We start from the raw sequence: 21,617 nt of genomic DNA on the forward strand, positions 1-21,617 counted from the left end.
TATTTTTCTCTTCTTTAACTCCGCTATTTGTTAGGATTTTGGCTTTTCCTGCTTTTGGATCGCTTTAATGTCCGCTGCGCTCTCTGAAATTCTCATCTGCCCCCGCTGCCACTCAGGTGGTTTGGATTTATCTAAACGTCTTTGTTTTTCGTGTTTCGCGGAATTTTTTGACCTGCAGGGTGTTCCGTGTGTTTTTCCTGCGGGAAAGACACAGCGAAATTTTTGGGAAGATCTGTTTGCCAAGTTTCTTGAGCAAACCGAATTAACGCGTGAACAACATCGAGCGGAAATATCTCGACCGGAATTGCTCGCAGAAACGCGAGAGCGCTTGGAGGAAATGCTGGCCTTGCGCATGGGTACGGCGGAGCGCATCGCAGGTTTATTGCGCGAAGCCGGACTTCGCCCACAAAAACATGTGCAATTCGCGGCATTTACACCGGAGAGTTTTGTGCAGTATTACGAGCTGATGCTGCGCGACTGGGCTTGGCATCCACTAACAAATCAGAATGGACAATATCGCATCTACGAAGATGAAAACCGCCAATCATTCGATGTGGTGCAAGATCTGCTGCAAAACGCGGGAATTACCCAAACGCACCGCATGCTGGTGATCGGCTCTGGAGCAGGGCGCTTGAGTTGGGATCTCCATTGCTCGTTGAAGCCGGAAATAACTGTGGCCTTGGATCAGCATCCGCTGCTGATTTTTCTCTCGCATTTTTTAATCAAAATGCAGCGGACGTTTTCTCTATTGGATACACGCAAATTTCCACAATATTCTCTGCCCAAAGTTCACGAATGGGTTTTGCAATGTCCTGATGCAGATGAGACATTGCGGGAGAGTTGGGTTGCCATTGCCGGAGACGCCTGGGCTGCGCCATTTAAACCGGGATCTTTTGATCTGGTGGTGACGCCCTGGTTTTTCGATATCACCGGGCGCGATGCGAAAAACCTGCTCGCCGTGGTGGAGCGCATGTTGTCGCCGAGCGGATGCTGGCTTAATCATGGGCCGTTGTTATATTCCGATGGTTTGCCGGAAAGTCAGAAATACACCTTTCACGAATTGCGCGAATTATTGCGCGTTGGACATTTTCAAATTCAAAGCGAAGATTTTTCCGTCGGCCCTTATACCTATTCACCTTTAAGTCAGCGCGGCCGTATAGAAGAAGTATGGTCGTTTGTGGCGCGCTCAGCGGATGATCGAGCGCATTTGAAAAATGCGGGAGAGTGCCCCACAACTGTGAGTCGAACAGATCCTCCAGCTTGGCTGATACTGCCGCATCTGCCGATTCCCAAGCTGACAAAACCCGATTTGATTCCTGCGGAACTGCAAGCCATCGCGCGTTTAATTGATGGCACGCACAGCATTAACGATCTCGCGGAAATATTGGCGCCCAATCTTCCGCAAGGACACGATGCAAAGGAATTTGTATACGGCTTTTTTGACGAATATGTTTTAGACAAATAACAAACGACACGAGGCATTTGCGCTAGCTTATGTCTTGGAATTTCGATCCAACCAAAACAACAAACTAAACGCTAAGAGCGCGGCGAGCATATTGGCGGCGTAGAGATTGCGGTAGCCGAATAAATCTGCCACCAGGGCGATCATCAAGGCGCCGAAAATATTGCCAAGCTGATTGGTATTGGTGAATAAAGTGGATGCGACACCAGTTCGGCCAGGCAGCATATTCTGAAAGAAGGTAATCCCAAGTCCGCCCAAACAGCCGACAAAAATAGCGTTGAGAATTTGTAACGCGAACATCTGCCACACAGCGTTCGCCTGCCACACGCACAAATACAGCACCACCGCCGCCGCGCAACCAAAACGAATAATCAGCAATAAACGCAAACGCGCTGCCAGCCAACCCGCCAGCAACATAATAGGAATTTCCAAACCTGCGGCGGTTCCCATCAGCCAGCCCGCCGTTTGTGCGGCACCGTCCAGTTCGCGGGTTACCAACAGCGGTAGGGCGAGCACATAGGCTTGATTGGCTCCGAATAACAGCGCAAATGCCGCCATCGCTAAAATAATTTCCTTGCCGGGGGAAGCAGCTCCCGCAGGCGCAGCGCGTGCCTTTTTGGGAATGCGTGGCAAGGCAATAAAAGCCAATACGCCAATCACGGCGTAAGCGGCTCCCACTGTCAGATATTGCCGCTCAAAACCGATACAGCTCTGCAAAAAAAATCCTGCCGGCGGCGCAGCAACCCAGGCCATGGCAATGCAGGCGCGCACGGCGGAATTAAAAAGGGTTGTCTGGTGGGGTGGTAAACAGTGATCGGCGTACTCCCGACTGAGGGCGAAAATCTGCGGCAGCACCGCATTGGACATACTGAACAGGGTCAGTCCGGCGAGTAATACGGTCCAGTAATTGGGGGCCAGGGCGAAAGCGGCGCAGGCCAGTGCCCCTAAACTCATGCCGGTCAGGATCAAACCATGGCGCTGCTGCAGGCGGTCCGACCAGCGGGCAATCGCCTGGCTGTACACAATGTTCGCCAGCGCTGTGCCGACAAAAAATCCGCCCACCGCCAGCGGGCGCATGCCGAATTGTTCCGCCAGATATAACGTCAAAGTCGGCGCCACCAGCGCATACATGCCGCCGAGCAGCGCGGTCAGCGAATAGATAGCCAGAGCTTGTGGACCGAACAAGGCGTTGCGACTGGACATGCCGGGAGGAGATGAGGCCATACCAAAGAGGATAAGCTGCGAAAGGACGGCGATTCTACCGGAAGTCAGGCGCGACCGCTGTCGCTAAATTGAATTACCCGGTTCAGCACGACGGCGGCATTCGTTACACTGGCGCACTTTTGAATCATGGCCGTTTGCAACATGCCTCAAGAAAATGCCTTGCCCGCTCGCGTCCGCCTGTTTTTGACAGGACACTCAGCCAATTCCCTTAACATCGGTATGCAAATGGTTCTGGTGGCATGGCTGGCCGCAAGCGTTCTGCGCCTGCCGGCTACAGGGATCGCCTGGGTTCAGGCCGCCGTACTGGTTCCCAACTTGATTCTGATCCTGCTCGCCGGAGCACTGACCGACCGGCACCATCCGGCGCGCATTCTGCAACTCACCAATATAGGTCTGTTTCTGGTGCACAGCGTCGTTTTACTGGTGTTGTTGAACGGACACTTCAACGTTGCGGCGCTATTGATCTATGCCTTTTGCCTGGGCTGTGGCAACAGCTTTGTGCAGGCTGCGCGGGAAAAATTAGTGGCGCAGTTGGACGACCGGCGTCTGCAGAAAAACATCTCTCTCGCCGGCATTTGCCAATATCTTGCGCAGGCTATCGGTATTCTGGCAGCCAGTTTAATGGATGTATTGGGCGCGGAGTTGCTGGTTGGTATACAGGCCGGACTTTGCCTGATTGCACTGATCAGTTACAGCTTCCTGGCCCGCCGCACTGATCCCGGCACTCGCACGGCTGAACCGATTGCACCAGCGGTGGGAGCGGCCTTCAAACTCGTCTGGCGGCTGACGGAAGTACGTCATCTTATTTTGCTGGTAGCGTTTAACGGCTGCATGCATTTGGGCATGTTTTTGGTATTGCTTCCCGTGCTGGCGCGCGACTATATGCGGTTCTCATCGTTGGAATACGGCCTATTGCAGTTATGTTTCACCCTCGGCAGCGTCTCGGCTTTTTGGATGCTCTGGCGCCGCCCGCCGGTGCGCTATCCGGGCCAATCGGTGCTGTTCTGTCTGCTCTACACTGGCATGATTGGTTTGGCATTGGCAGCCGGACCCACGTTATATGGATTGTTTGGCCTGATTTTTCTCTGGGGATGTGTGGCGGGGGCGTCGGCTAATTTAAGCCGCTTGGTGCTGCAGTCCACTGTAGCGGACGAGTTCCGCGGTCGCGCTATGTCGGTCTATCAGTTGGCACTGTTTGGCATGGCCCCTGTGGGCGCGCTGCTCGCGGGATTCCTGGTACAAGAGCAAGGCGTGCGCTTTACCTTTCACCTGATCGCTGGTTGCAGCTTTGGGCTGTTTGCCTTGTCTTTGTTATCGCGCGCCCTGTGGTCGGTACAACCGGCAGTGGATCATCAGTAGGAAGTCTGAAATCAACGAAACAGGCGGCGAAACGCCAGCAGACTTGCCGCGACACTGACATTGAGGGATTCCACGCCATTGCACATGGGAATGCTCACCTGATGTGTGCACGCCGCGCGCACTGCCGGTGACAGTCCCGCCGTTTCATTACCCATCACAAAAATACTGCGCGAGTTGGTTGCCAGGGTGGCAATGGATTCTTTGGCGTTGGCATCCAACCCGTAGATCGCACATTTCTGCGCGGCAAATTTCTTCAGCGTCTCCGCCAGATCGCGACAGCGGAAAATTTTTGCTCTGAACAAAGTGCCCGCGCTGGCCTTGATGACGAGTGCGTCCAAACGGGCACAACCTTTTTCCGGTAATAAAATCCCGGTCATGGGGGAGGCGCAGACGGAACGGATAATCATGCCCAGGTTCTGCGGATTGGTAACGCTATCCAGCGCCATCAACTCAAGTTCGGCGGGGAGATCGTTCAGCAAATCCTCGACATCAGTGAAGCCTTCGCACTCGATATCCAGAGCCACGCCCTGGTCCTGCTTGGCATTTTTGGAGATGCGCGACAGCGCCTGTTTGTCGTGGTACAGCACTTCCACACCGCGCTGTTTAGCGGCGGACAGAATCTCGTCCATAATGCCACCTTCCCGATTGCTTTCCGCCAGATGTAAACGGAATGGCTTGAGCTTGCGGTCCTGCAGGGCTTCGAGCACAGGTTTACGGCCAAAGATGGTAAGCATACGGCCAAAAAAGCGTTTCTTGGCCAGATAGGTCGTGCTGTCTTGACTCATAAATGGGAATGGGCTGACGGAAAAGGGGCGCCAGCATACCTCAGGAGTCCCTGATTGACGACAGCTGCCCTGAAAAACGACGGTGGAAAGGGGCTAATCACTGATGGAATAAATAGCAGTCTTCGCTGGTTTCCAGTAAGGCTGCCAACACGCGCGAGCGCGTAATAACACCCACCAAGCGGCCGTTTTGCACCACGGGATAATTTTTCGGTGCGGCGTTCGCCATTTTTTCCGCAACTTCGATGATGGACATGTCCGGCGGTACGGTCAGCACTTGTTTATTCATCACAGAGGTAACGGGCGGTGATTCCTCGCAATAGAAAGAGTCATTCAACATGCCTTTGATGCAGTCTTGTTCGCTGACAAAACCCACCACGTACTTGCCATCATCAACGACAGGAGCACTAATGATTTTGGCTGCGAGCATAGCCTCAACGGCTTTGCGGATCGGGGTGTCTTGATGTATGGCCCGTGGATTTGGGTCCATAAAATCTCTAACCAGAATGGATTGCATAGCGTCCTCCCATAGGGTTGCGCCGCTAAACGGCAATGAACCTATTGATTTTGACTGCTGGAATAAGCTTAGCGTTTTACGCCGCGAGATGTTCGCTATGGTTAGTCAAGATTGGAGTAACGCGGAGATGGCTATAGTCTGCAGTGTTATTTGTTGGAGGGATGAGCCGCCGGGCGACCGGCGGAATTGTTTAACCTGTTTTGCAAAGGTCGAGATAGGCTTTAACCGTTTGTTCCAGGCCCATGCGCAGGGCGTCCACCGTGAGTGCGTGGCCAATGGATACTTCCTGCAGACCCGGCAGATTACGGAACAGGGTCATATTCTCAAGATTCAGATCATGGCCGGCGTTGATACCGAGGCCTAGCGACCTTGCAAGCTCCGCTGCATCGACGTAGCGCTGATACAGGTTTCCAAGTTCTGGATCTTGTTGGGCATAGGCTTCCGCGAACGGGCCAGTATAAAGTTCGATGCGGTCAGCACCGAGCTGCTGGGCTAGGCGAATCTGCTCCAAATCCGGATCCATAAACAAACTCACCCTAACGCCCCAGCTCTGCAATTGTTCAAGGATGGGCACCAAACGCTCGCCGTCGGCTTTCAGATCAAAACCGTGGTCGGAGGTCAGCTGCTGCTGGGTATCCGGTACCAGGGTGCATTGGTGTGGTCGAGTTTCCTCGACCAGAGCCAACAATCCGGGATAAGTGCCGAGCGGTTCGGCAAATGGATTGCCCTCGATATTGAATTCCGTCCCCGCGTATTCCTTTACCAGTTGAGCAATTTCCCGCACATCCTGCGGCCGTATATGGCGTTGGTCGGGGCGCGGATGCACCGTCAATCCTTGCGCTCCTGCATCTAGACAAACCCGACCGTGGGCGGTGACATCGGGATAATTGCCCGCGCGGGAATTCCGGATGAGGGCGATCTTATTGAGATTGACCGATAAGGCTATGGACATGGGTTCAGTTCTTAGGTGTATCTACAGCTTTTGACTTCGTGGGAGCCTCTTTGGCTCCACTTTTTGGAGCTTCTTCTTTAGAAGTCTCCGGGTGGTAGCGATAAGCGCGCTCGATCACTATGGGTTTATTGGGTGCTTCGGCAAAAACACCGCTGTGCGCTCCCCGCGGTTGTTCGGCCATGGCATCTATAACCGCAAGCCCGTCAAGCAATTTGCCGAACACGGCGTAACCGGGTTGACCAGGGCGATAGTCGAGCTGCAGGTTGTCTTTCAAATTAATAAAAAATTGCGAAGTCGCACTGTTGGGATCAAAGGTGCGCGCCATGGATAAAGTACCGCGCAGATTTTTCAAGCGATTATCGGATTCGTTGGCGATGGGAGCCTGAGTGTCTTTGCGTTGATATTCCTGGTCAAAACCGCCGCCCTGCACGACAAACCCTGGCACTATGCGGTGAAAAATCACACCGTTGTAAAAGCCGCTGTCGACGTAATGCAAAAAGTTTTGCACGGTGATAGGCGCTTTATCCGGAAATAATTCAATGCGCAAATCACCCATATTGGTTTGCAAAATCACTTGGGGTGCAACCTGCACTTCCTCGGTTTTTTTATTGTCAGCGGGTGTTTCCGCGAACACGGAATTTACGCCAGCCAAACAGGCCAGACTGAAAAAACAGGCGAGAAATGATCGGCGGTTATTTTTCATGATGTTCTCCGTCAAGTCTTAATTAACCCAATCTGAGTGACGTTTTTGGCGCGCAAAGGCGGGCAAAATCAGCATCAATATCATGCCCAGAATCACCAGCCCGGCACCGAACATCCACTGGTTGATTGTCTGATTGGCTTTCAACTGATCGTTCTCGGCTCGGACGGCGTCAAATTCGGTTTGGATCAGCTCGTGCTTTTCCAGCAAATCCTGGTAGCGCTGATTGAGGTTGACCGCATCGGCGGACAGGGCGCGAATTTTACGCAGCTCTTCTGCGTATTGGTCTTTTTCGGAAGTGAGTGAATTGGACGCTCGCACTAGATTGCTGTGCTCCGCGCGCAGCTGTTTCAGCTCGTTTTCCAGTTCCTGAATTCTGGTGGTGGACGCGGTCAGTTTGGCTTCAGTCGCTGCGAGTTTCATGCGCGCAGGTTGCTCGCGCAAAATGTGCTGCGATCCCATCCAACCTTCGAGCCCGCCTTCGGTGCGGATTTTGGTCCACTCTTTATCTTCGGACACTTCCAGCAGCGTCATTTGCGTGCCGGTGCGAATGCCCTGATGCACGATTCGATACTGGTTACCCGGCCCGCTGCGCACTGGTACGTAAACGATGTCGGACACATAAACCGTCTGCGCCGCGGCATTGGCAGAAAAAACGGCTGTGACGGAAAAAATCCAGAAGCAGCTAAAAATCAATAAAAAGCGCGTCATGAAAATATCTCTGTGATTGGCTTGCCGATATTACGGCAGGACGAGTTTGAATGGCTTTACGGTGACCTGACGATACACGCCAGCGGCGACATAAGGGTCGGCGTCGGCCCAGGCTTGGGCTTCTTCCAAGGAATCAAAACGGGCGACGACTAAACTGCCGGAAAAGCCTGCATCTCCCGGATTTTCTGCGTCGATCGCCGGGTGCGGACCGGCCAGCAGAAGGCGACCGGCCTTGTGCAGTTCTTCGAGGCGTGCAAGATGCGCAGGTCTTGCCTGTTGTCGCAACGGCAGACTGTCCGGCACATCTTCGCAGATGAAGGCGTAATACATAAAAAATCCTCCTGTCCTTAGGCGACAGAGAACGCAATTGTACGGATGAAAAAAATTTAAAGATTAATTCTGATCAGGCTGGATCAGAATTTCCTCCCAGTGTAAGTGGGTTAATTTCGTAATACTGCGAAAGAGATAAAAAAGCGCTCCAATAAACACCAACATTGACGGAATGGTGATGACCGGAAAGCTCAAAGCGGTCATGGTGCCCAGCTCCGCGTTGTATTCCTCGGTGCCCGGAGGGCTGACGAGAACAACCTTCGCCAGTATGTAGTTGAGCGCGGAAGAGAGAAAAAACGACGCTGCCAACATGTAAGTGGCGTAGGTCAGAGTTTTTTCAAATGCCTCGACGTTGCCGAATTGTTCCAGCGCACGATGCACTTTATCCACCTGCATCACCTTATCGTTGTAGAGGAAAGTGCGCACCAACGGAAATGGGGTAAAAACGGATATGAGTGTTGCAAGACCGAGCAAGCCTGGAATAGTGGCCTCTTTAATCGCCATATATTCAGGCGGCAGTTTGAATAAGCTGATACCCCCCGTCAGCATGACGCTGACCAAGCCAATCGCAGAGAAAAAATTGATTTTGCGACTGCGCCAATAATCGTACAGCCCGTAGCCTATAGGAAATGCCAGTGCCACGATCAATCCCCAGGTAGGGCCGAGGTAAGCCTCTTTACTGCCTTTGGTCAGAATCAGTGTGGGAATGACAATATTCAGCAGAATATTCGCCAGCATGCTTTCTTTATGCTGTGGCTTTTCTTCTTTTGGTTTCTTATTGGCTAACAATTCGGCATTTGCCTCTGTAGTGGATGTCGTATCTGGGGAGCGCTTGGATTCCATTGAAGATCCCATAAAGAACAGTAAATTCGCCATCAGCCGCGAAACGCGGCTTTGCCGACGCTGGTTAGTCAGGGCTACAATGACCGGCTCACCCGCTCAGCAGAGGTTGCCTTGATATACGATTTGCACACCCATAGCAATGCCTCGGACGGTATTTTAAGTCCGGAAGCCTTGGTGTCGCGGGCAAAACAGCGTGGTGTCACCCATTTGGCGCTTACTGACCACGATACTGTCCAAGGATTGCAGAGTGCCCGTCAGCAGGCGGCATTGGAAGATCTGGTCCTCATTGATGGCATCGAACTGTCCTGCGTCTGGGCGGGGAGGGGAATCCACGTGGTGGGGCTAAACATAGACCCCGAAAGCGCCGAACTGCAAAGCGCCATAGCCGCCCAGAAAGAAGCGCGGGAAATGCGCGCCATCGAAATTGGCCGCCGACTGGAAAAGGCGGGCATTCGCGGCGCATTGGAAGGTGCTCAGAAACTGGCTGGCGAGGCGGTACTCGGGCGTCCGCATTTTGCGCGATTCCTGGTGGCGGAAGGCCATGTCAACAATATCGCCGGTGCCTTTAAACAGTACCTGGGAGCCGGAAAATTGGGTGATGTAAAACATCGCTGGCCGGATATCGCCGAAGTGACCGCGATCATAGTGCAAGCTGGGGGAGTGCCAGTATTGGCGCATCCGGCGAAATATGAACTGACCCGTACCAAGCTGAGAGAACTGCTGGCGGAATTCAAAGCCTGTGGTGGACTTGCGGTCGAAGTGATCTCCGGCCAGCAACCACCCAATGAAACTGAAACTATGGCAGGGATGGCAAACCTGTTTGGTTTGCACGCCTCCTGCGGCAGTGATTTCCATGTGCCGGATCAGCCGTGGCAAGAACTTGGCGGCTTTTCCGATTTGCCTTCCGGATGTACTCCGGTCTGGCAGCTTTGGCACTGAGTACTGCGTTGATTGCCGGCGATAATCCTTGCATCACCGGCCAAAACCTACAAAACAGGATTAAGTCGTGGCGCAATTTTTTTCTATTCATCCCGAAAACCCCCAGCAGCGACTGATTGACCAAACTGTCGATATACTCCGCCGCGGCGGGCTCATTGTTTATCCAACTGATTCGGCCTATGCCCTGGGTTGCCAAATCGGCGACAAGATGGCGCTAGACCGTGTCCGGGCGATTCGCCATTTGGATAAGCACCACAATTTCACCCTGATGTGTCGCGATCTGTCGGAACTGGCGACCTATGCACGCGTGACCAACGCCGATTTTCGCCTGCTTAAAGCTTATACACCCGGTCCTTTCACCTTTATCCTCGACGCCACCTCCGAAGTGCCGCGCCGCCTGATGCATCCGAAGCGCAAGACCATCGGCATGCGCGTGCCGGACAACCGCATAGCCCTGGCACTGCTGGAGCGTTTGGGCGAACCCTTGATGACCTGCTCGCTGATTCTTCCAGGGGAAGAGTTGCCGCTGACCGATCCTTACGATATTCGCCAGCTGCTGGAGCATCAGGTTGAACTGGTGATAGACGGCGGATTCTGCGGCCTTGAGCCCACCACCGTGGTGGATTTGACCGAAGAGGTTCCCCGTGTGGTCCGCCAGGGCCGCGGCAAAATCGAGGAGCTGGAAACGGAATAGCCCGGAATCCAGCCCAGGATTTTGTTCTAGCCGCAGCAAAACCGAAGTCGCTATAATGCGCGGTCTTTTTGGCCGCCCATCTCTCCGGGTTAAACCATTCCGTCCGCTTGCATGTTGAGGAGATCTGCATTTGTCTGGTGTTCAGCAAAACCCATCCGCCGAAATACCAGAGGAGGAAGTGCAGGTCGCGGGTGCGCCTGACGAAACCGTCAGTGATGAGTCCAGCGCCGCAAGCGAAAACGCTCCGACCCAATCGGAAATGCCTTTTGCCATTGTTTATGGCAAAGCCTTTACCGAGATTCCCAAGGACCTCTACATCCCACCAGATGCCCTGGAAGTCATTCTCGAAGCCTTCGAGGGGCCGCTCGATCTGTTGCTGTACCTGATCCGTCGCCAGAACATCGATATTCTGGAAATCGACGTTTCTGAGATTACCGTCCAATACGTCGCCTATGTGGAAATGATGGGCGCTATGCAGTTTGAGCTGGCAGCGGACTATCTGGTCATGGCCGCCATGCTGGCGGAAATCAAATCCCGCATGTTGTTGCCGCGTAGCAGTAGTGAAGAGGACGAGGAAGAAGAGGATCCGCGTGCAGCTTTGATTCGCCGCTTGCAAGAGTACGAGCGCTTCAAGCAGGCCGCCGAAGATGTGGATGCACTGCCGCGGCAGAATCGCGATTTTTATTTGGCAAAAGCCCAGGCGCCGGATCGCAACCTTACCCGGCCTGATCCGGACGTAGATCTGCGCGAACTGCTGCTCGCCCTAGCCGATGTGTTGCGGCGCGCGGACATGTTCGTCAGTCACCACGTGGAAAAAGAACGACTGTCCACCCGCGAGCGTATGGGGCAGGTGCTGGATCGCCTGCGCGGCCGCCAGTTTGTGCCGTTTGTCAGCCTGTTTACGGTCACCGAGGGACGTTTGGGGGTGGTGGTGACCTTCCTCGCAGTGCTCGAATTGATCAAAGAATCCCTGGTGGAAATCGTGCAAACCGAAGAGTTTGGCCCGATCCACGTTAAAGCCCGCATCAAGGTGGAAGAGGCGCCCGGCGATCCGGCTCAAGACTTCGCGGAGTTGGAGGAGCAGTCTGGTTTCGCAGAGCCATCTGAAGTTGAAGATCAATCTGATTTTGAAGACGAGTCAGATTCTGACGATGATCTTGATGACCTGTCTGATTTCGATGAGCAGACCGATTTTGATGAATTCGGTGAGCGAACCGACCTTGATTCGTCCGCAGAACAAGCCGAAGACTTCAGCGCTTCATTCATCGAAGATCTCGACGGCTCGGTACCTGGCGAGCCTGAAAAAAGCGACCCATCTCCCGACGCAGAACAAGATACTGATCAGACATGAGCTACGACCCACAACTCTTACAACGAATCGTCGAAGGCGCTTTGCTGGCAGCTGGTGAGGCGCTGAGCGTCGATCGCCTTCTCAGCCTGTTCGAAGAGCCGGATGTGCCGGAAAAGCAGGAAGTTCTGGATGCGTTGAAGGCATTACAGAGTACCTGCGAAGGGCGGGGCTACGATCTGGTGGAAGTGGCAAGTGGCTGGCGATATCAGGTGTCTCCGGATTTGGCGACCTGGGTAAATCGCTTGTGGGAGGAGAAACCTCAGCGTTATTCCCGTGCTCTGTTGGAAACGCTTGCGATCATTGCCTATCGCCAGCCGATTACCCGCAGCGATATTGAAGAAATCCGCGGTGTGGCGGTGAGTTCCCATATCATCAAAACCCTTGCCGAGCGGGAGTGGATCAAAGTCGTCGGCCATAGGGATGTTCCGGGCCGGCCTTCGTTATACGCCACCACGCGTCAATTTCTTGACTATTTCGGCTTGAAAAGCCTGGATGAACTGCCGACCCTGGGCGAATTGAAAGATATCGACAGTCTCAATGAAGACTTGGCCTTGCTCGACGATGAAGTAAGCGAGGAGCGCGAACAGATTGCCGTTGCCCAGGATGCGGATGAGCCCGTGACGGAATCCCTGTTCCCAACCGAAACAACCTCGGATGAACCTGCTGCGGATATTTCGGCTTCTGCGGATGTGGAAGACGCTGGTGAAGCTGAAGAAGATTTGCAGGAGCAAGCCGAACAACCACTGTCGCCAGTGGATAAACCCTCATCCCTCTTTGATCAGGTAGACCCTGACGAAAGTGTTAATTGATATGACAGATGAAAAGTTACAGAAAGTAATCGCCGCCGCTGGCCTGTGTTCTCGCCGTGAAGCGGAGCGTGCTATTGAAGCAGGCGAAGTGACGGTCAATGGCCGCACCGCCCACTTGGGAGAACGCGTAAAAGTAGGTGATAAGGTGGTTTGGCGCGGCGAAACTCTGGTTGTGCCCAAGTCGGCCAGAGCAGAAGTGCGCGTACTGTTGTACAACAAACCCGAAGGCGAAATTTGCAGCCGCAACGACCCTGAAGGCCGTCCTACCGTATTCGACGCCTTGCCTCATTTGAGAAACGGCCGCTGGGTTTCCGTCGGCCGGCTGGATTTCAACACCTCTGGCCTGTTGCTGTTCACCAATGACGGTGAACTGGCCAATAAGCTGATGCATCCCTCCAGCGAAATCGACCGCGAATATCAGGTGAGAGTCCAGGGCGAAGTGGACGACGAGGTACTCGAACGCCTGTGCGCAGGTGTGTTGCTGGATGATGGCGTAGCGCGCTTTACTTCCGTTAAACGCGGTGGCTCTGGCGGCGGATCCAACAGCTGGTTTAGCTGCGTCATTATGGAAGGGCGGAATCGTGAGGTGCGGCGTTTGTGGGAGTCTCAGGAGCTGCGCGTCAGCCGCCTGAAACGCGTGCGCTACGGACCTATCCTGATTCCGTCTTTCGTAAAACCGGGACAATGGTTGGAACTGGGTGAGCGCGATGTGGCTGAACTGTTCCGTCGAGCAGGATTGGAACCACCACCGAAGCGCCGTTTCCGCCCGGAAGAGGCCGGCGCGCAAGAAAGACATATCAAAAAATTGCGTGCGGCATCAGGACGACAAGTCCGCAAAAACCCTACGCCAAGCCGCAAGACCAAACCGCAACGGTAACCTCCTGCAGCCGGTCTGACTGCTCAGGGCAGTCAGACAGCGGGTTCTCTTATTTCCGCCGCCTCCCGGTTGATAACTCGGTTTCTCCCTGTACGTTTTGCCTCATACAGCGCCTGGTCACCGCGGCGGAACAGGGAGTCGCGGTCATCTTCCGGCACATTAGTGCATACGCCCAGGCTAATGGTTGCCTGTATTTCTCCAATATCAGTTTGGAACTGGATGTTGGCGAGTTGCTGGCGAATTCTCTCGGCAATATTCACCGCTTCTGAGTTACCAGTGTTTGCCAGCACTACTACAAATTCTTCACCGCCATAGCGAAATACTTGGTCGGTATCTCGCAGAGCTTGTTTGATAACTCGAGCCGCGCCTTGCAGCACCTGGTCGCCGACAGTATGGCCGTAGGTGTCATTGATCGCCTTGAAGCTGTCCATATCGGCAATCAGCAACGACAGAGGTCGGCGATTGCGCTGGCTCAGCTTTAATTCGCGTTGCAGTGTCAGCTCCAGATTGGCGCGATTGCCGAGACCAGTGAGTGGATCGCGCAATGAACTTTCCAATGCATCGCGGTAAAGCAGAGCATTGCGCAACGGCAGAAGCAGTAGGCCTAACAACTCTTCGAGAGTGGAAAGCTCTTTCTCACTAAAGCGCGCGCTGCGGAAAAAGGTCAATTCTCCGACAGCGAAATTGCCGTTGTGCAGGTTGTAATTCACTTTATGGGCGCGATGACTGCCTATGGCCAAGCGAATATCCCGCGCTGGCATTCGGTACTCCATGCCGCAACAGCGAACGGATCTGTGCAGCATTTGGAAAAAGGTGGCGAGTGTCTCGTGCAGCTCAAGGGATTTTTGCAGCGAGTTCGCCAACAAAAGACGAAATTCAGCGAGATTTGCCCCTGAAGCAGCAATATTGGTTGAGGCGTCGGGAGTGGCCAGGGTGCGTATCATAGCGTTTGGTCTCGTATCGGACTTAGATGCCCTCTAAAAGCCAAAGCTATGCCAAACAGGAAATAATATTAAAATTCAATTGGTTATAAATTCTTTTTCTTCTTTTGGCCGCCATTGTTGTCGGCTTTTTGGCGCAAAATGCTTCGCCTTCTAAGCAAGCAAATTGGGGTGCAACGAAACAGTAAATGGCCGTCAAAATCCTGTCATCAGCAGATTCCACATGGGAGGCGACAGACACAGATGTTGTGCCCGCAAGGCAAATGTTGAGAAAATGCGCGGCATTTCTAACCCCCGTTCCCAGGAGTACTAAGTGGCTCAGATCGGTCTTTTTTTTGGCAGTGATGAAGGTAATACCGAATCAGTGGCATATCGTATCCAGCAGCGCCTGGGTTCCGATGTTGTAGACGTGTTCGACGTCGCAGATGTCACCCAGCTGGAGTTCGCTGAGTACGACAAAATCATTCTGGGTATTTCTACTTGGGATTTCGGCCAGATCCAATCCGATTGGGAAGAGTTCTGGGGCGATATTGAACAAGTCCCCTTTGCCGGAAAAACAGTCGCGCTGTTTGGTTTGGGCGACCAATTTGGCTACGGGGATTTTTTCCTCGATGCCATGGGCATGTTGCACGATGTGGTCGTAAAAAATGGTGCGCGTATAGTCGGTCACTGGCCGACCGAAGGTTACGACTTCGAAGCCTCCAAGGCGAAAATTCCCGACCAGGACCTGTTTGTCGGGTTGGCTTTGGATGAAGATCAACAGCCTGAACTGACCAAGTCCCGCCTCGATCAGTGGTGTGCGCAAATCCATCAAGCCTTCGAGCTGACCACACCTTTGCATTCCATTGATGACTGACGCGTGAAAAATACCGGATTCATTCGCCTGCTGAAGGCAAGTCATTATTCCTGGAAAGGCCTTAGGCACGCATTTAAGAATGAGGCCGCTTTTCGCCAGGAAGTTCTCGCGTCTGTAGTGTTGATTCCGCTGGCTTTTTGGCTGAACGTCACATCGGTTGAGCGCATTCTGTTGGTAATGGCAGTGCTGCTGGTGTTGATTGTGGAGTTGCTCAATAGCGGAATCGAAGCAGTGGTGGATCGTATAGGCTCGGACTTTCATCCGCTCGCTGGTGCTGCCAAGGATGTAGGCTCCGCCGCAGTTTTTCTGACGCTGATTTTGGCTGTGTTTGTGTGGGGCAGCATTCTTTTGGGAATACTTTGAATTTTTAAGGAAAGGAGGCTGGGACGGCCTCGTTGGGATTTCGTCGGTTTGTCTATTCTCTAGCCCGGTTTGTCTATCCTTTAGAGAAGCAGGCTCAGGCAATTCGAGTCCGCCAGTGCTACCGTCGGCTGGCTAAGTGGTTGTGTTATGCTCGCCAGTTCCAATCACTTGTCGTACCGGCGAATCCCTTCGATAAAACCATAAGAGGAGCGGACCTTGGAAAGCAAACGATACGCGACCGTAAACGAGTTGTTACAGGACGCTTTTACCCAGCATAAACATCTGCCCGCGTTTACCTGTTTTGGTCACACGTTCAGCTACGCCGAAATCGACGCTCTCAGCGCACGTTTTGCGAGCTATCTGCAAAATCACAGCGGTCTCAAGCCCGGCGATCGCATCGCCATTCAATTGCCCAATATCCATCAGTACCCTATAGCGCTTTATGGCGCTATTCGCGCAGGTTTGGTGGTGGTCAATACCAATCCTCTGTACACCACTCGTGAATTGCTCCATCAATTGAAAGACAGCGGCGCGAAAGCGTTAATTGTGTTGGCCAATGTGGCAAATAGAGCGGCGGAAATTTTGCCGCAAACTCAAGTTGAAACGGTGATTGTGACGGAAGTAGGGGATATGCTTCCGCCGCTCAAGAGAACCTTGATCAACTTTTTTCTCAAATATGTGAAAAAGCAGGTTCCGTCGGTTCACTTTCCACGTTCCATATCATTTCGCGAAGCGCTTGCGCGCGCTGATCAACCCTGGCGACCCGTTGACATCAAGTCGGAAGATCTTGTGGTGTTGCAATATACCGGCGGCACCACTGGCTTGGCCAAGGGTGCCATGCTGACGCACGGGAATTTGTGTGCAAATGTGCACCAAGTTCTCAACCATATGACCAAATTGTTTAAAACAGAGTCGCAAGTCGTGGCGGTTGCATTGCCGCTCTATCATATTTTTGCGTTCAATATTCACGGGTTATGCGCATTGATTGGCGGCGCGCATAGCGTGTTGATTCCAAATCCGCGCGATATTCCAGCGTTTGTCAAAGCGATTAAGCCCTATAAAATATCGCTTTTTGTTGCGGTCAATACGCTTTATAACGCGCTGTTGCACTCTGAAGAATTCCGCCAGCTCGATTTTTCTGAGTTGAAAACTTCCGCCGCTGGCGGCATGGCATTAATGGAAGATGTCGCCAGGAAGTGGTTGGAGCTGACCGGCTGTGAAATTTGCGAAGGCTACGGTTTGACCGAAACTTCGCCAGTGTTGATTACCAATCCGGACAACGCCATTAAAGCCGGTACTATTGGTACACCGGTTGTCGGAACCGAAGTCAAAATTATCGATGAAAAAGGCAATGAAGTATCTGATGGTCAGCCGGGTGAATTATGCGCGAGAGGGCCTCAGATTATGCCGGGTTATTGGCAAAAACCCGAAGCAACTGCGGAAGTATTGAGTGCAGACGGCTGGTTTAAAACCGGAGATATCGCCATTCGCCGCCCGGACGGCTATTACAAAATCGTCGATCGCAAAAAGGATATGATTGTGGTATCCGGTTTTAATGTGTATCCCAATGAAGTGGAAGATGTGGTGACACAGCACCCGGATATTATCGAGGCGGCCGTTATAGGAGTTCCAAGCAAAGATACCGGGGAAGCGGTGAAGCTGTTCGTGGTCACAGGCAAACGCAAAGTGCCAGAAAGTGAAATCATTGCGTTTTGCCGTGAACGCTTGACGGGATACAAAATACCTAAGGTTATTGAATATCGTGACAGCTTGCCGAAATCCAATGTCGGAAAAATTTTGCGCCGTGAATTGCGTGATGAGTCCACGACGCATCATTAATAATTATTAAATCCTATTCATTCATAACACAAAGAGGACGAGTATTTTCATGGAAATTTCAGCCATTATTTTTTTGGGGTTGGCGATTGCGGTGGTGGTGTTGGGGGCCAAAAGCGTTCCGCAAGGACAGGAGTGGACCGTCGAGCGATTCGGTCGTTACACCCGCGTATTGCGCCCTGGGTTTAATTTTATTTTGCCCGTTATTGATTCCATCGGCCAAAAGCAGATTGTGATGGAGCAGGTTCTGGATGTGGATCCGCAAGAAGTCATCAGCTCTGACAATGCCATGGTGACGACTGATGCGGTCTGTTTTTTTCAGGTTATTGATTCCGTAAAAGCTTCATACGAAGTCAATAATTTGCATTTCGCGATGAAAAACCTGGTGATGACCAATATCCGTGCAGTATTGGGGTCCATGGAATTGGATGAGATGCTGTCCAATCGCGACGTAATCAATACCGCGCTTTTGACCAAGGTCGACGAGGCGACAAGTCCTTGGGGCATCAAAGTTACCCGTATCGAAATCAAAGATATCCGCCCTCCGACTGATCTTGTAGAAGCTATGGCGAATCAGATGAAAGCCGAGCGGGAAAAGCGCGCATTGATTCTGCGCGCAGAAGGTGAACGCGAAGCCGCCATTAAAGTTGCGGAAGGGCAAAAGCGCGCACAAATTCTCAAAGCAGAAGGTGAGCGGGAAGCGGCGTTTTTGGAAGCGGAAGCGCGCGAACGTGAAGCCCAGGCAGAAGCCCGTGCGACGGAAGTGGTCAGTGAAGCTATTGCAGCCGGAAATGGTCAGGCGCTTAACTATTTCGTTGCGCAGAAGTATGTGGAGGCACTCGGGAAACTGACAGCGTCCAATAACAGCAAGGTCATTCTGATGCCGTTAGAAGCAAGCCAGGTGATTGGCTCTCTGTCGGGAATTCAGGAATTGATTAAATCGGCTCAAGACTCAAAGAAAGGTTGAGGTAATACATGTTTGATACGCTCAACGGATGGCATTGGTTGGCATTGGGAATAGCCTTATTACTGCTGGATGTTCTAGGTGTCGGAGGAATTCTGATCGGCGCTAGTGGCGGTGCGATTGCTCTGGCGCTTTTGCTGGCCTTTGTCGACCTGTCATGGCAGTTGCAGTTGGTGGTGTTCGGTGTTTTTGCCATGGTCGGCACCTTCATTTTCTGGAAGTTCTTCCGCGTGAAACCCGTGGAAAATGCCACCAGCAAATTGAACAATCGCCGCGCGCAATTGATTGGCATGAGGGCATCCTTGATGCAGCCAGTACAAAGTGGCCGCGGCAAGGTGCAAATTCAAGACGCTCTGTGGACGGTCAGCTGTGATGAAGACCTGCCCCAGGGCACTTTGGTGGAAGTCACGGGGTACGACGACCAAACACTTATCGTGAAAAAAGTCTGAGCGAATTTATGCGCCATCCCCCATACTTAGTGATATCAACGTCAGTGGGGGGGGCTCTGTGCCCACGAATGCTCTGATCTTGTCCGGAGGCGGTGCCCGAGCTGCTTATCAGGTCGGGGTGCTGCAGGCTTTAGCCGATATTCTTCCGAACCTTCACAATCCATTCCCGATTATCTGCGGTACCTCTGCCGGAGCTATCAACGCCACAGCCATGGCTGCCCACAAGGGCGAGTTCCGCCAAGCGGCTCTGGCTTTGGCGGAAACCTGGCGCACGCTGGAAGTGGATAAGGTGTTCCGCTCCCGCGCGCTGGATTTAATGAGTGGCCTGTTCAAAGTCGGAGTTTCCGTTTTTAACGAAGGTGTCGGGCGCGACCGTCCTCTGGCGCTCCTGGACAACTCACCGCTGCGTCAACTGCTTACGGATGTCATCCCGTTTGACAACATAGAGCAACGCATAACGGAAGGGCAGTTGCGGGCGATCAGCATTACCGCCATGAGTTACAGTTCTGGCGAATCAGTTTCCTTTTTCCAAGGGGCTCCGGATCTGCAGCCTTGGCGCCGCGCGCGCCGACTGGGGCGGCCGACTCGTTTGACAGTTGATCATTTGTTGGCATCGTCGGCCATTCCCACCATATTCCCCGCGGTATATCTCGACCGTGAGTACTTCGGCGACGGCGCTATGCGCCAAGTGGCACCTATCAGTCCCGCGCTGCATCTGGGAGCGGATCGTTTATTTGTAATTGGTGTGAGCGCCAACCGCAGCCCTTCGCATTGGGGTAAGTCCAAGGTGCCGCCACGCCACTCGCCATCTATGGCGCAAATCATTGGCCAGATGTTTAACAGCGCTTTCATTGACGCCCTGGAAGGCGATCTGGAACACGTCGAGCGAGTCAATGCTTTGTTGGCTCTGATCGATAAAGACCGCTGCCAACAAACAGACCACCTTCGTTCTGTCGAAACATTGGTTATTTCGCCGTCCAAACCCTTGGACAAAATTGCCGGTCGCCGGGTGCGCGATTTACCAGCGGGACTGCGGTTTTTCCTGCGCCAGACAGGCGCCACTGCGCGCGGCGGCGGTTCAGCGGTAGCGAGCTATTTGCTATTTTCTCACGGCTATTGCAACGAGCTGATGGAGCTCGGTTATCAGGACGCCATGTGGGAGCGCGAGGCCATCGAGAAATTTTTCGCACCGTCGTTCGAAAAGTCTGAATCTCCGGCGGATGCCAATTCAGGCAGCGGAAAAAACTCCTCTCCTCTGCGTACTTTTTAAAAACCATTCCAAGTAGAATTGCTTGTTAGCGCGCTCAAAGAGAAGTGTGCTAGGGGCGTTTTACATTCAAACAATTGAATTGGGGGTTGGCGTGAAAATAGTAAAAGCACTCGCGGTTATTTTAATCGTGGCGCTGGCGTTGTTTATTGTCGGCGGATATTTCCTGCCTAGGCATGTTGTAGTCGAACGGTCAGTAATGATTGAGAGCGACCCTGCCACTGTATTTGAATTTGTGAATGACATTAAAAAGTATCACGCCTGGTCACCCTGGGCGGATATGGATCCAAACATGAAGCTGGAATATTCCGGCCCCGCAACTGGTGTCGGTGCCGCTATGAGTTGGTCTAGCGAAGTTCCTCAGGTTGGCAAAGGCTCGCAAAAAATCACGGAATCCATTCCGGAAAAACTCGTTGTCTATGAGTTGGAATTTGATGGCGAAACGGGCAACTCGACTGAGTTCGAGTTAGTACCTCAGTCCGCAGAAACCAAAGTTATCTGGCGTTTCCGCGCAGATTTCGGCGGCAATCCGGTCAAACGCTATTTTGGTCTGGTGATCGATGATGCGCTTGGAGATATATTCACAGCGGGTTTGGCAAAATTAGAGAATGCGGTGGAAAGTCAGCCGCGCATTGTGATCGAGGAAATTCACTATAACGTAGGGGATACGCAGTTGACCGGATACTTTGCCTATCCGAGCAATGTAGATAAAGCTCCTGGGGTTTTAATTGTGCACGAATGGTGGGGCCTCAATGATTACGTGCGCAAACGCGCAAATATGCTGGCAGAACTGGGCTATGTTGCTTTTGCACTGGATATGTACGGTGATGGCAAAGTGACTGGCCATCCAAAAGAAGCCAACGCCTTTATGATGGAAGTGATCAACAATGCCGAAGCGGCGAAAGCGCGTTTTGATAAAGCCTTGGAATTGGTGAAAGACCACTCTGCAACCGACGCGGAAAAAATCGCCGCGATCGGCTATTGCTTTGGCGGTGCGGTCGTACTGAGCATGGCGCGTTCGGGTGTGGATCTGGATGGGGTCGTGAGTTATCACGGATCCCTCGCAGGCTTGGCGCCTATCAATCAGGATCAGGTAAAAGCGCGGTTTATGGTATTTAATGGCGCAGCCGATCCATTTGTTGCGGAAGAAGCAAAACAAACTTTCAAAGCGGAAATGGACGCAGCAAATCTGCAGTATGAGTTCATCGATTATCCGGGTGCTTTGCATGGTTTTACCAATCCGGGTGCGGATGAAAAAGGCGAAGCCTACGGTCTCCCTCTGAAATACGATCCCGCAGCAGACCAGGATTCTTGGCAAAAAACTCAGGAATTTTTCCGCGCTATTTTTAATCCCTAATCTTTTAAATCTCTATTCATTTTCGCGGCGGATT

Annotated in this window: 22 protein-coding genes and 1 pseudogene; 14 read left to right on the plus strand and 9 right to left on the minus strand. The window is 52.7% G+C overall.

Translation table 11 applies throughout. From position 1 onward, the window contains the following. Positions 1-67 precede the first annotated feature (67 nt). Positions 68-1,465: a hypothetical protein gene (locus DWB84_RS18200; RefSeq protein WP_187411245.1), complete on the plus strand. Its 1,398-nt coding sequence runs from the start codon at positions 68-70 to the stop codon at positions 1,463-1,465. A gap of 27 nt (positions 1,466-1,492) precedes the next feature. Here DWB84_RS18200 and DWB84_RS18205 read toward each other — a convergent pair whose 3' ends face one another. Beyond that, positions 1,493-2,686, minus strand: a complete 1,194-nt coding sequence (locus DWB84_RS18205) for a sugar efflux transporter (protein ID WP_187411246.1) — start codon at positions 2,684-2,686, stop codon at positions 1,493-1,495. A 141-nt stretch (positions 2,687-2,827) separates the two neighbouring features. On the opposite strand from DWB84_RS18205, the gene DWB84_RS18210 reads away from it, so the two are divergent. Continuing rightward, entirely contained in the window at positions 2,828-4,045 is a 1,218-nt protein-coding gene (locus DWB84_RS18210) for an MFS transporter (protein ID WP_187411247.1), read from the plus strand. Between the two features lie 11 nt (positions 4,046-4,056). Here DWB84_RS18210 and DWB84_RS18215 read toward each other — a convergent pair whose 3' ends face one another. The 7 genes from DWB84_RS18215 to DWB84_RS18245 all read right to left on the minus strand — a co-directional run bounded on the left by DWB84_RS18215 (position 4,057) and on the right by DWB84_RS18245 (position 8,880). Next, positions 4,057-4,830: an RNA methyltransferase gene (locus tag DWB84_RS18215; RefSeq protein WP_187411248.1), complete on the minus strand. Its 774-nt coding sequence runs from the start codon at positions 4,828-4,830 to the stop codon at positions 4,057-4,059. Positions 4,831-4,927: 97 nt separating this feature from the next. Continuing rightward, positions 4,928-5,344 (minus strand): CBS domain-containing protein, encoded by a 417-nt coding sequence (locus DWB84_RS18220; protein WP_187411249.1) that lies wholly within the window; start codon positions 5,342-5,344, stop codon positions 4,928-4,930. 190 nt (positions 5,345-5,534) lie between these two features. Further along, positions 5,535-6,296 carry a pyridoxine 5'-phosphate synthase gene (locus tag DWB84_RS18225; RefSeq protein WP_187411250.1) on the minus strand — a complete coding sequence of 254 codons (762 nt, stop codon included), beginning with the start codon at positions 6,294-6,296 and terminating at the stop codon, positions 5,535-5,537. A 4-nt stretch (positions 6,297-6,300) separates the two neighbouring features. Further along, positions 6,301-6,999 carry a peptidylprolyl isomerase gene (locus DWB84_RS18230; protein ID WP_187411251.1) on the minus strand — a complete coding sequence of 233 codons (699 nt, stop codon included), beginning with the start codon at positions 6,997-6,999 and terminating at the stop codon, positions 6,301-6,303. 18 nt (positions 7,000-7,017) lie between these two features. Continuing rightward, the gene (locus tag DWB84_RS18235; RefSeq protein WP_187411252.1) at positions 7,018-7,707 is read right to left on the minus strand and encodes a TIGR04211 family SH3 domain-containing protein; all 690 of its coding nucleotides are present in this window, start codon (positions 7,705-7,707) and stop codon (positions 7,018-7,020) included. Positions 7,708-7,737: 30 nt separating this feature from the next. After that, on the minus strand, positions 7,738-8,037 hold the full coding sequence (locus DWB84_RS18240; RefSeq protein WP_187411253.1) for a YciI family protein: 300 nt from the start codon (positions 8,035-8,037) through the stop codon (positions 7,738-7,740). Positions 8,038-8,100: 63 nt separating this feature from the next. Further along, positions 8,101-8,880 carry a VC0807 family protein gene (locus DWB84_RS18245; protein WP_187411254.1) on the minus strand — a complete coding sequence of 260 codons (780 nt, stop codon included), beginning with the start codon at positions 8,878-8,880 and terminating at the stop codon, positions 8,101-8,103. A gap of 60 nt (positions 8,881-8,940) precedes the next feature. On the opposite strand from DWB84_RS18245, the gene DWB84_RS18250 reads away from it, so the two are divergent. The 5 genes and pseudogenes from DWB84_RS18250 to rluB all read left to right on the plus strand — a co-directional run bounded on the left by DWB84_RS18250 (position 8,941) and on the right by rluB (position 13,550). After that, entirely contained in the window at positions 8,941-9,819 is an 879-nt protein-coding gene (locus tag DWB84_RS18250; RefSeq protein ID WP_255429078.1) for a PHP domain-containing protein, read from the plus strand. A gap of 67 nt (positions 9,820-9,886) precedes the next feature. Next, on the plus strand, positions 9,887-10,513 hold the full coding sequence (locus DWB84_RS18255; protein WP_187411255.1) for an L-threonylcarbamoyladenylate synthase: 627 nt from the start codon (positions 9,887-9,889) through the stop codon (positions 10,511-10,513). Between the two features lie 130 nt (positions 10,514-10,643). Continuing rightward, positions 10,644-11,543 (plus strand): annotated as a pseudogene (locus DWB84_RS18260) (ScpA family protein); the annotation flags it as partial. Positions 11,544-11,860: 317 nt separating this feature from the next. Then, positions 11,861-12,673 (plus strand): SMC-Scp complex subunit ScpB, encoded by an 813-nt coding sequence (gene scpB, locus DWB84_RS18265; RefSeq protein ID WP_187411256.1) that lies wholly within the window; start codon positions 11,861-11,863, stop codon positions 12,671-12,673. Between the two features lies 1 nt (position 12,674). After that, positions 12,675-13,550, plus strand: a complete 876-nt coding sequence (gene rluB / locus DWB84_RS18270; RefSeq protein WP_222868267.1) for a 23S rRNA pseudouridine(2605) synthase RluB — start codon at positions 12,675-12,677, stop codon at positions 13,548-13,550. A 32-nt stretch (positions 13,551-13,582) separates the two neighbouring features. On the opposite strand, the gene DWB84_RS18275 is transcribed toward rluB, so the two are convergent. Continuing rightward, positions 13,583-14,494 carry a GGDEF domain-containing protein gene (locus DWB84_RS18275; protein ID WP_187411257.1) on the minus strand — a complete coding sequence of 304 codons (912 nt, stop codon included), beginning with the start codon at positions 14,492-14,494 and terminating at the stop codon, positions 13,583-13,585. 310 nt (positions 14,495-14,804) lie between these two features. Here DWB84_RS18275 and DWB84_RS18280 point away from each other — a divergent pair, with 310 nt between their 5' ends. The 7 genes from DWB84_RS18280 (at position 14,805) to DWB84_RS18310 (ending at position 21,583) form a co-directional block, all read left to right on the plus strand. Continuing rightward, positions 14,805-15,347, plus strand: a complete 543-nt coding sequence (locus DWB84_RS18280; protein WP_187411258.1) for a flavodoxin — start codon at positions 14,805-14,807, stop codon at positions 15,345-15,347. 3 nt (positions 15,348-15,350) lie between these two features. Next, entirely contained in the window at positions 15,351-15,710 is a 360-nt protein-coding gene (locus DWB84_RS18285) for a diacylglycerol kinase (RefSeq protein ID WP_187411259.1), read from the plus strand. Positions 15,711-15,926: 216 nt separating this feature from the next. Next, positions 15,927-17,549 (plus strand): AMP-binding protein, encoded by a 1,623-nt coding sequence (locus tag DWB84_RS18290; RefSeq protein ID WP_187411260.1) that lies wholly within the window; start codon positions 15,927-15,929, stop codon positions 17,547-17,549. Positions 17,550-17,598: 49 nt separating this feature from the next. Further along, positions 17,599-18,513 carry an SPFH domain-containing protein gene (locus tag DWB84_RS18295; RefSeq protein ID WP_187411261.1) on the plus strand — a complete coding sequence of 305 codons (915 nt, stop codon included), beginning with the start codon at positions 17,599-17,601 and terminating at the stop codon, positions 18,511-18,513. An 8-nt stretch (positions 18,514-18,521) separates the two neighbouring features. Beyond that, positions 18,522-18,959, plus strand: coding sequence for an NfeD family protein (locus DWB84_RS18300; RefSeq protein WP_187411262.1), 438 nt, complete (start codon positions 18,522-18,524; stop codon positions 18,957-18,959). 58 nt (positions 18,960-19,017) lie between these two features. Next, positions 19,018-20,229 carry a patatin-like phospholipase family protein gene (locus DWB84_RS18305; protein WP_187411263.1) on the plus strand — a complete coding sequence of 404 codons (1,212 nt, stop codon included), beginning with the start codon at positions 19,018-19,020 and terminating at the stop codon, positions 20,227-20,229. A gap of 91 nt (positions 20,230-20,320) precedes the next feature. Then, the gene (locus DWB84_RS18310) at positions 20,321-21,583 is read left to right on the plus strand and encodes a dienelactone hydrolase family protein (protein ID WP_187411264.1); all 1,263 of its coding nucleotides are present in this window, start codon (positions 20,321-20,323) and stop codon (positions 21,581-21,583) included. Positions 21,584-21,617 lie beyond the last annotated feature (34 nt).

It is taken from the genome of Saccharophagus sp. K07 (assembly GCF_014336955.1).
Lineage (GTDB): Bacteria > Pseudomonadota > Gammaproteobacteria > Pseudomonadales > Cellvibrionaceae > UBA5868.

Bases quoted from the DNA above. Each gene is read 5' to 3' on its own strand.
- DWB84_RS18245 (WP_187411254.1), bottom strand. From the start codon at position 8,880: ATGGAATCCAAGCGCTCCCCAGATACGACATCCACTACAGAGGCAAAT.
- DWB84_RS18205 (WP_187411246.1), bottom strand. From the start codon at position 2,686: ATGGCCTCATCTCCTCCCGGCATGTCCAGTCGCAACGCCTTGTTCGGT.
- DWB84_RS18225 (WP_187411250.1), bottom strand. From the start codon at position 6,296: ATGTCCATAGCCTTATCGGTCAATCTCAATAAGATCGCCCTCATCCGG.
- DWB84_RS18235 (WP_187411252.1), bottom strand. From the start codon at position 7,707: ATGACGCGCTTTTTATTGATTTTTAGCTGCTTCTGGATTTTTTCCGTC.
- DWB84_RS18200 (WP_187411245.1), top strand. From the start codon at position 68: ATGTCCGCTGCGCTCTCTGAAATTCTCATCTGCCCCCGCTGCCACTCA.
- DWB84_RS18220 (WP_187411249.1), bottom strand. From the start codon at position 5,344: ATGCAATCCATTCTGGTTAGAGATTTTATGGACCCAAATCCACGGGCC.
- DWB84_RS18295 (WP_187411261.1), top strand. From the start codon at position 17,599: ATGGAAATTTCAGCCATTATTTTTTTGGGGTTGGCGATTGCGGTGGTG.
- rluB (WP_222868267.1), top strand. From the start codon at position 12,675: ATGACAGATGAAAAGTTACAGAAAGTAATCGCCGCCGCTGGCCTGTGT.
- DWB84_RS18240 (WP_187411253.1), bottom strand. From the start codon at position 8,037: ATGTATTACGCCTTCATCTGCGAAGATGTGCCGGACAGTCTGCCGTTG.
- DWB84_RS18300 (WP_187411262.1), top strand. From the start codon at position 18,522: ATGTTTGATACGCTCAACGGATGGCATTGGTTGGCATTGGGAATAGCC.
- DWB84_RS18230 (WP_187411251.1), bottom strand. From the start codon at position 6,999: ATGAAAAATAACCGCCGATCATTTCTCGCCTGTTTTTTCAGTCTGGCC.
- DWB84_RS18215 (WP_187411248.1), bottom strand. From the start codon at position 4,830: ATGAGTCAAGACAGCACGACCTATCTGGCCAAGAAACGCTTTTTTGGC.
- DWB84_RS18275 (WP_187411257.1), bottom strand. From the start codon at position 14,494: ATGATACGCACCCTGGCCACTCCCGACGCCTCAACCAATATTGCTGCT.
- scpB (WP_187411256.1), top strand. From the start codon at position 11,861: ATGAGCTACGACCCACAACTCTTACAACGAATCGTCGAAGGCGCTTTG.
- DWB84_RS18210 (WP_187411247.1), top strand. From the start codon at position 2,828: ATGCCTCAAGAAAATGCCTTGCCCGCTCGCGTCCGCCTGTTTTTGACA.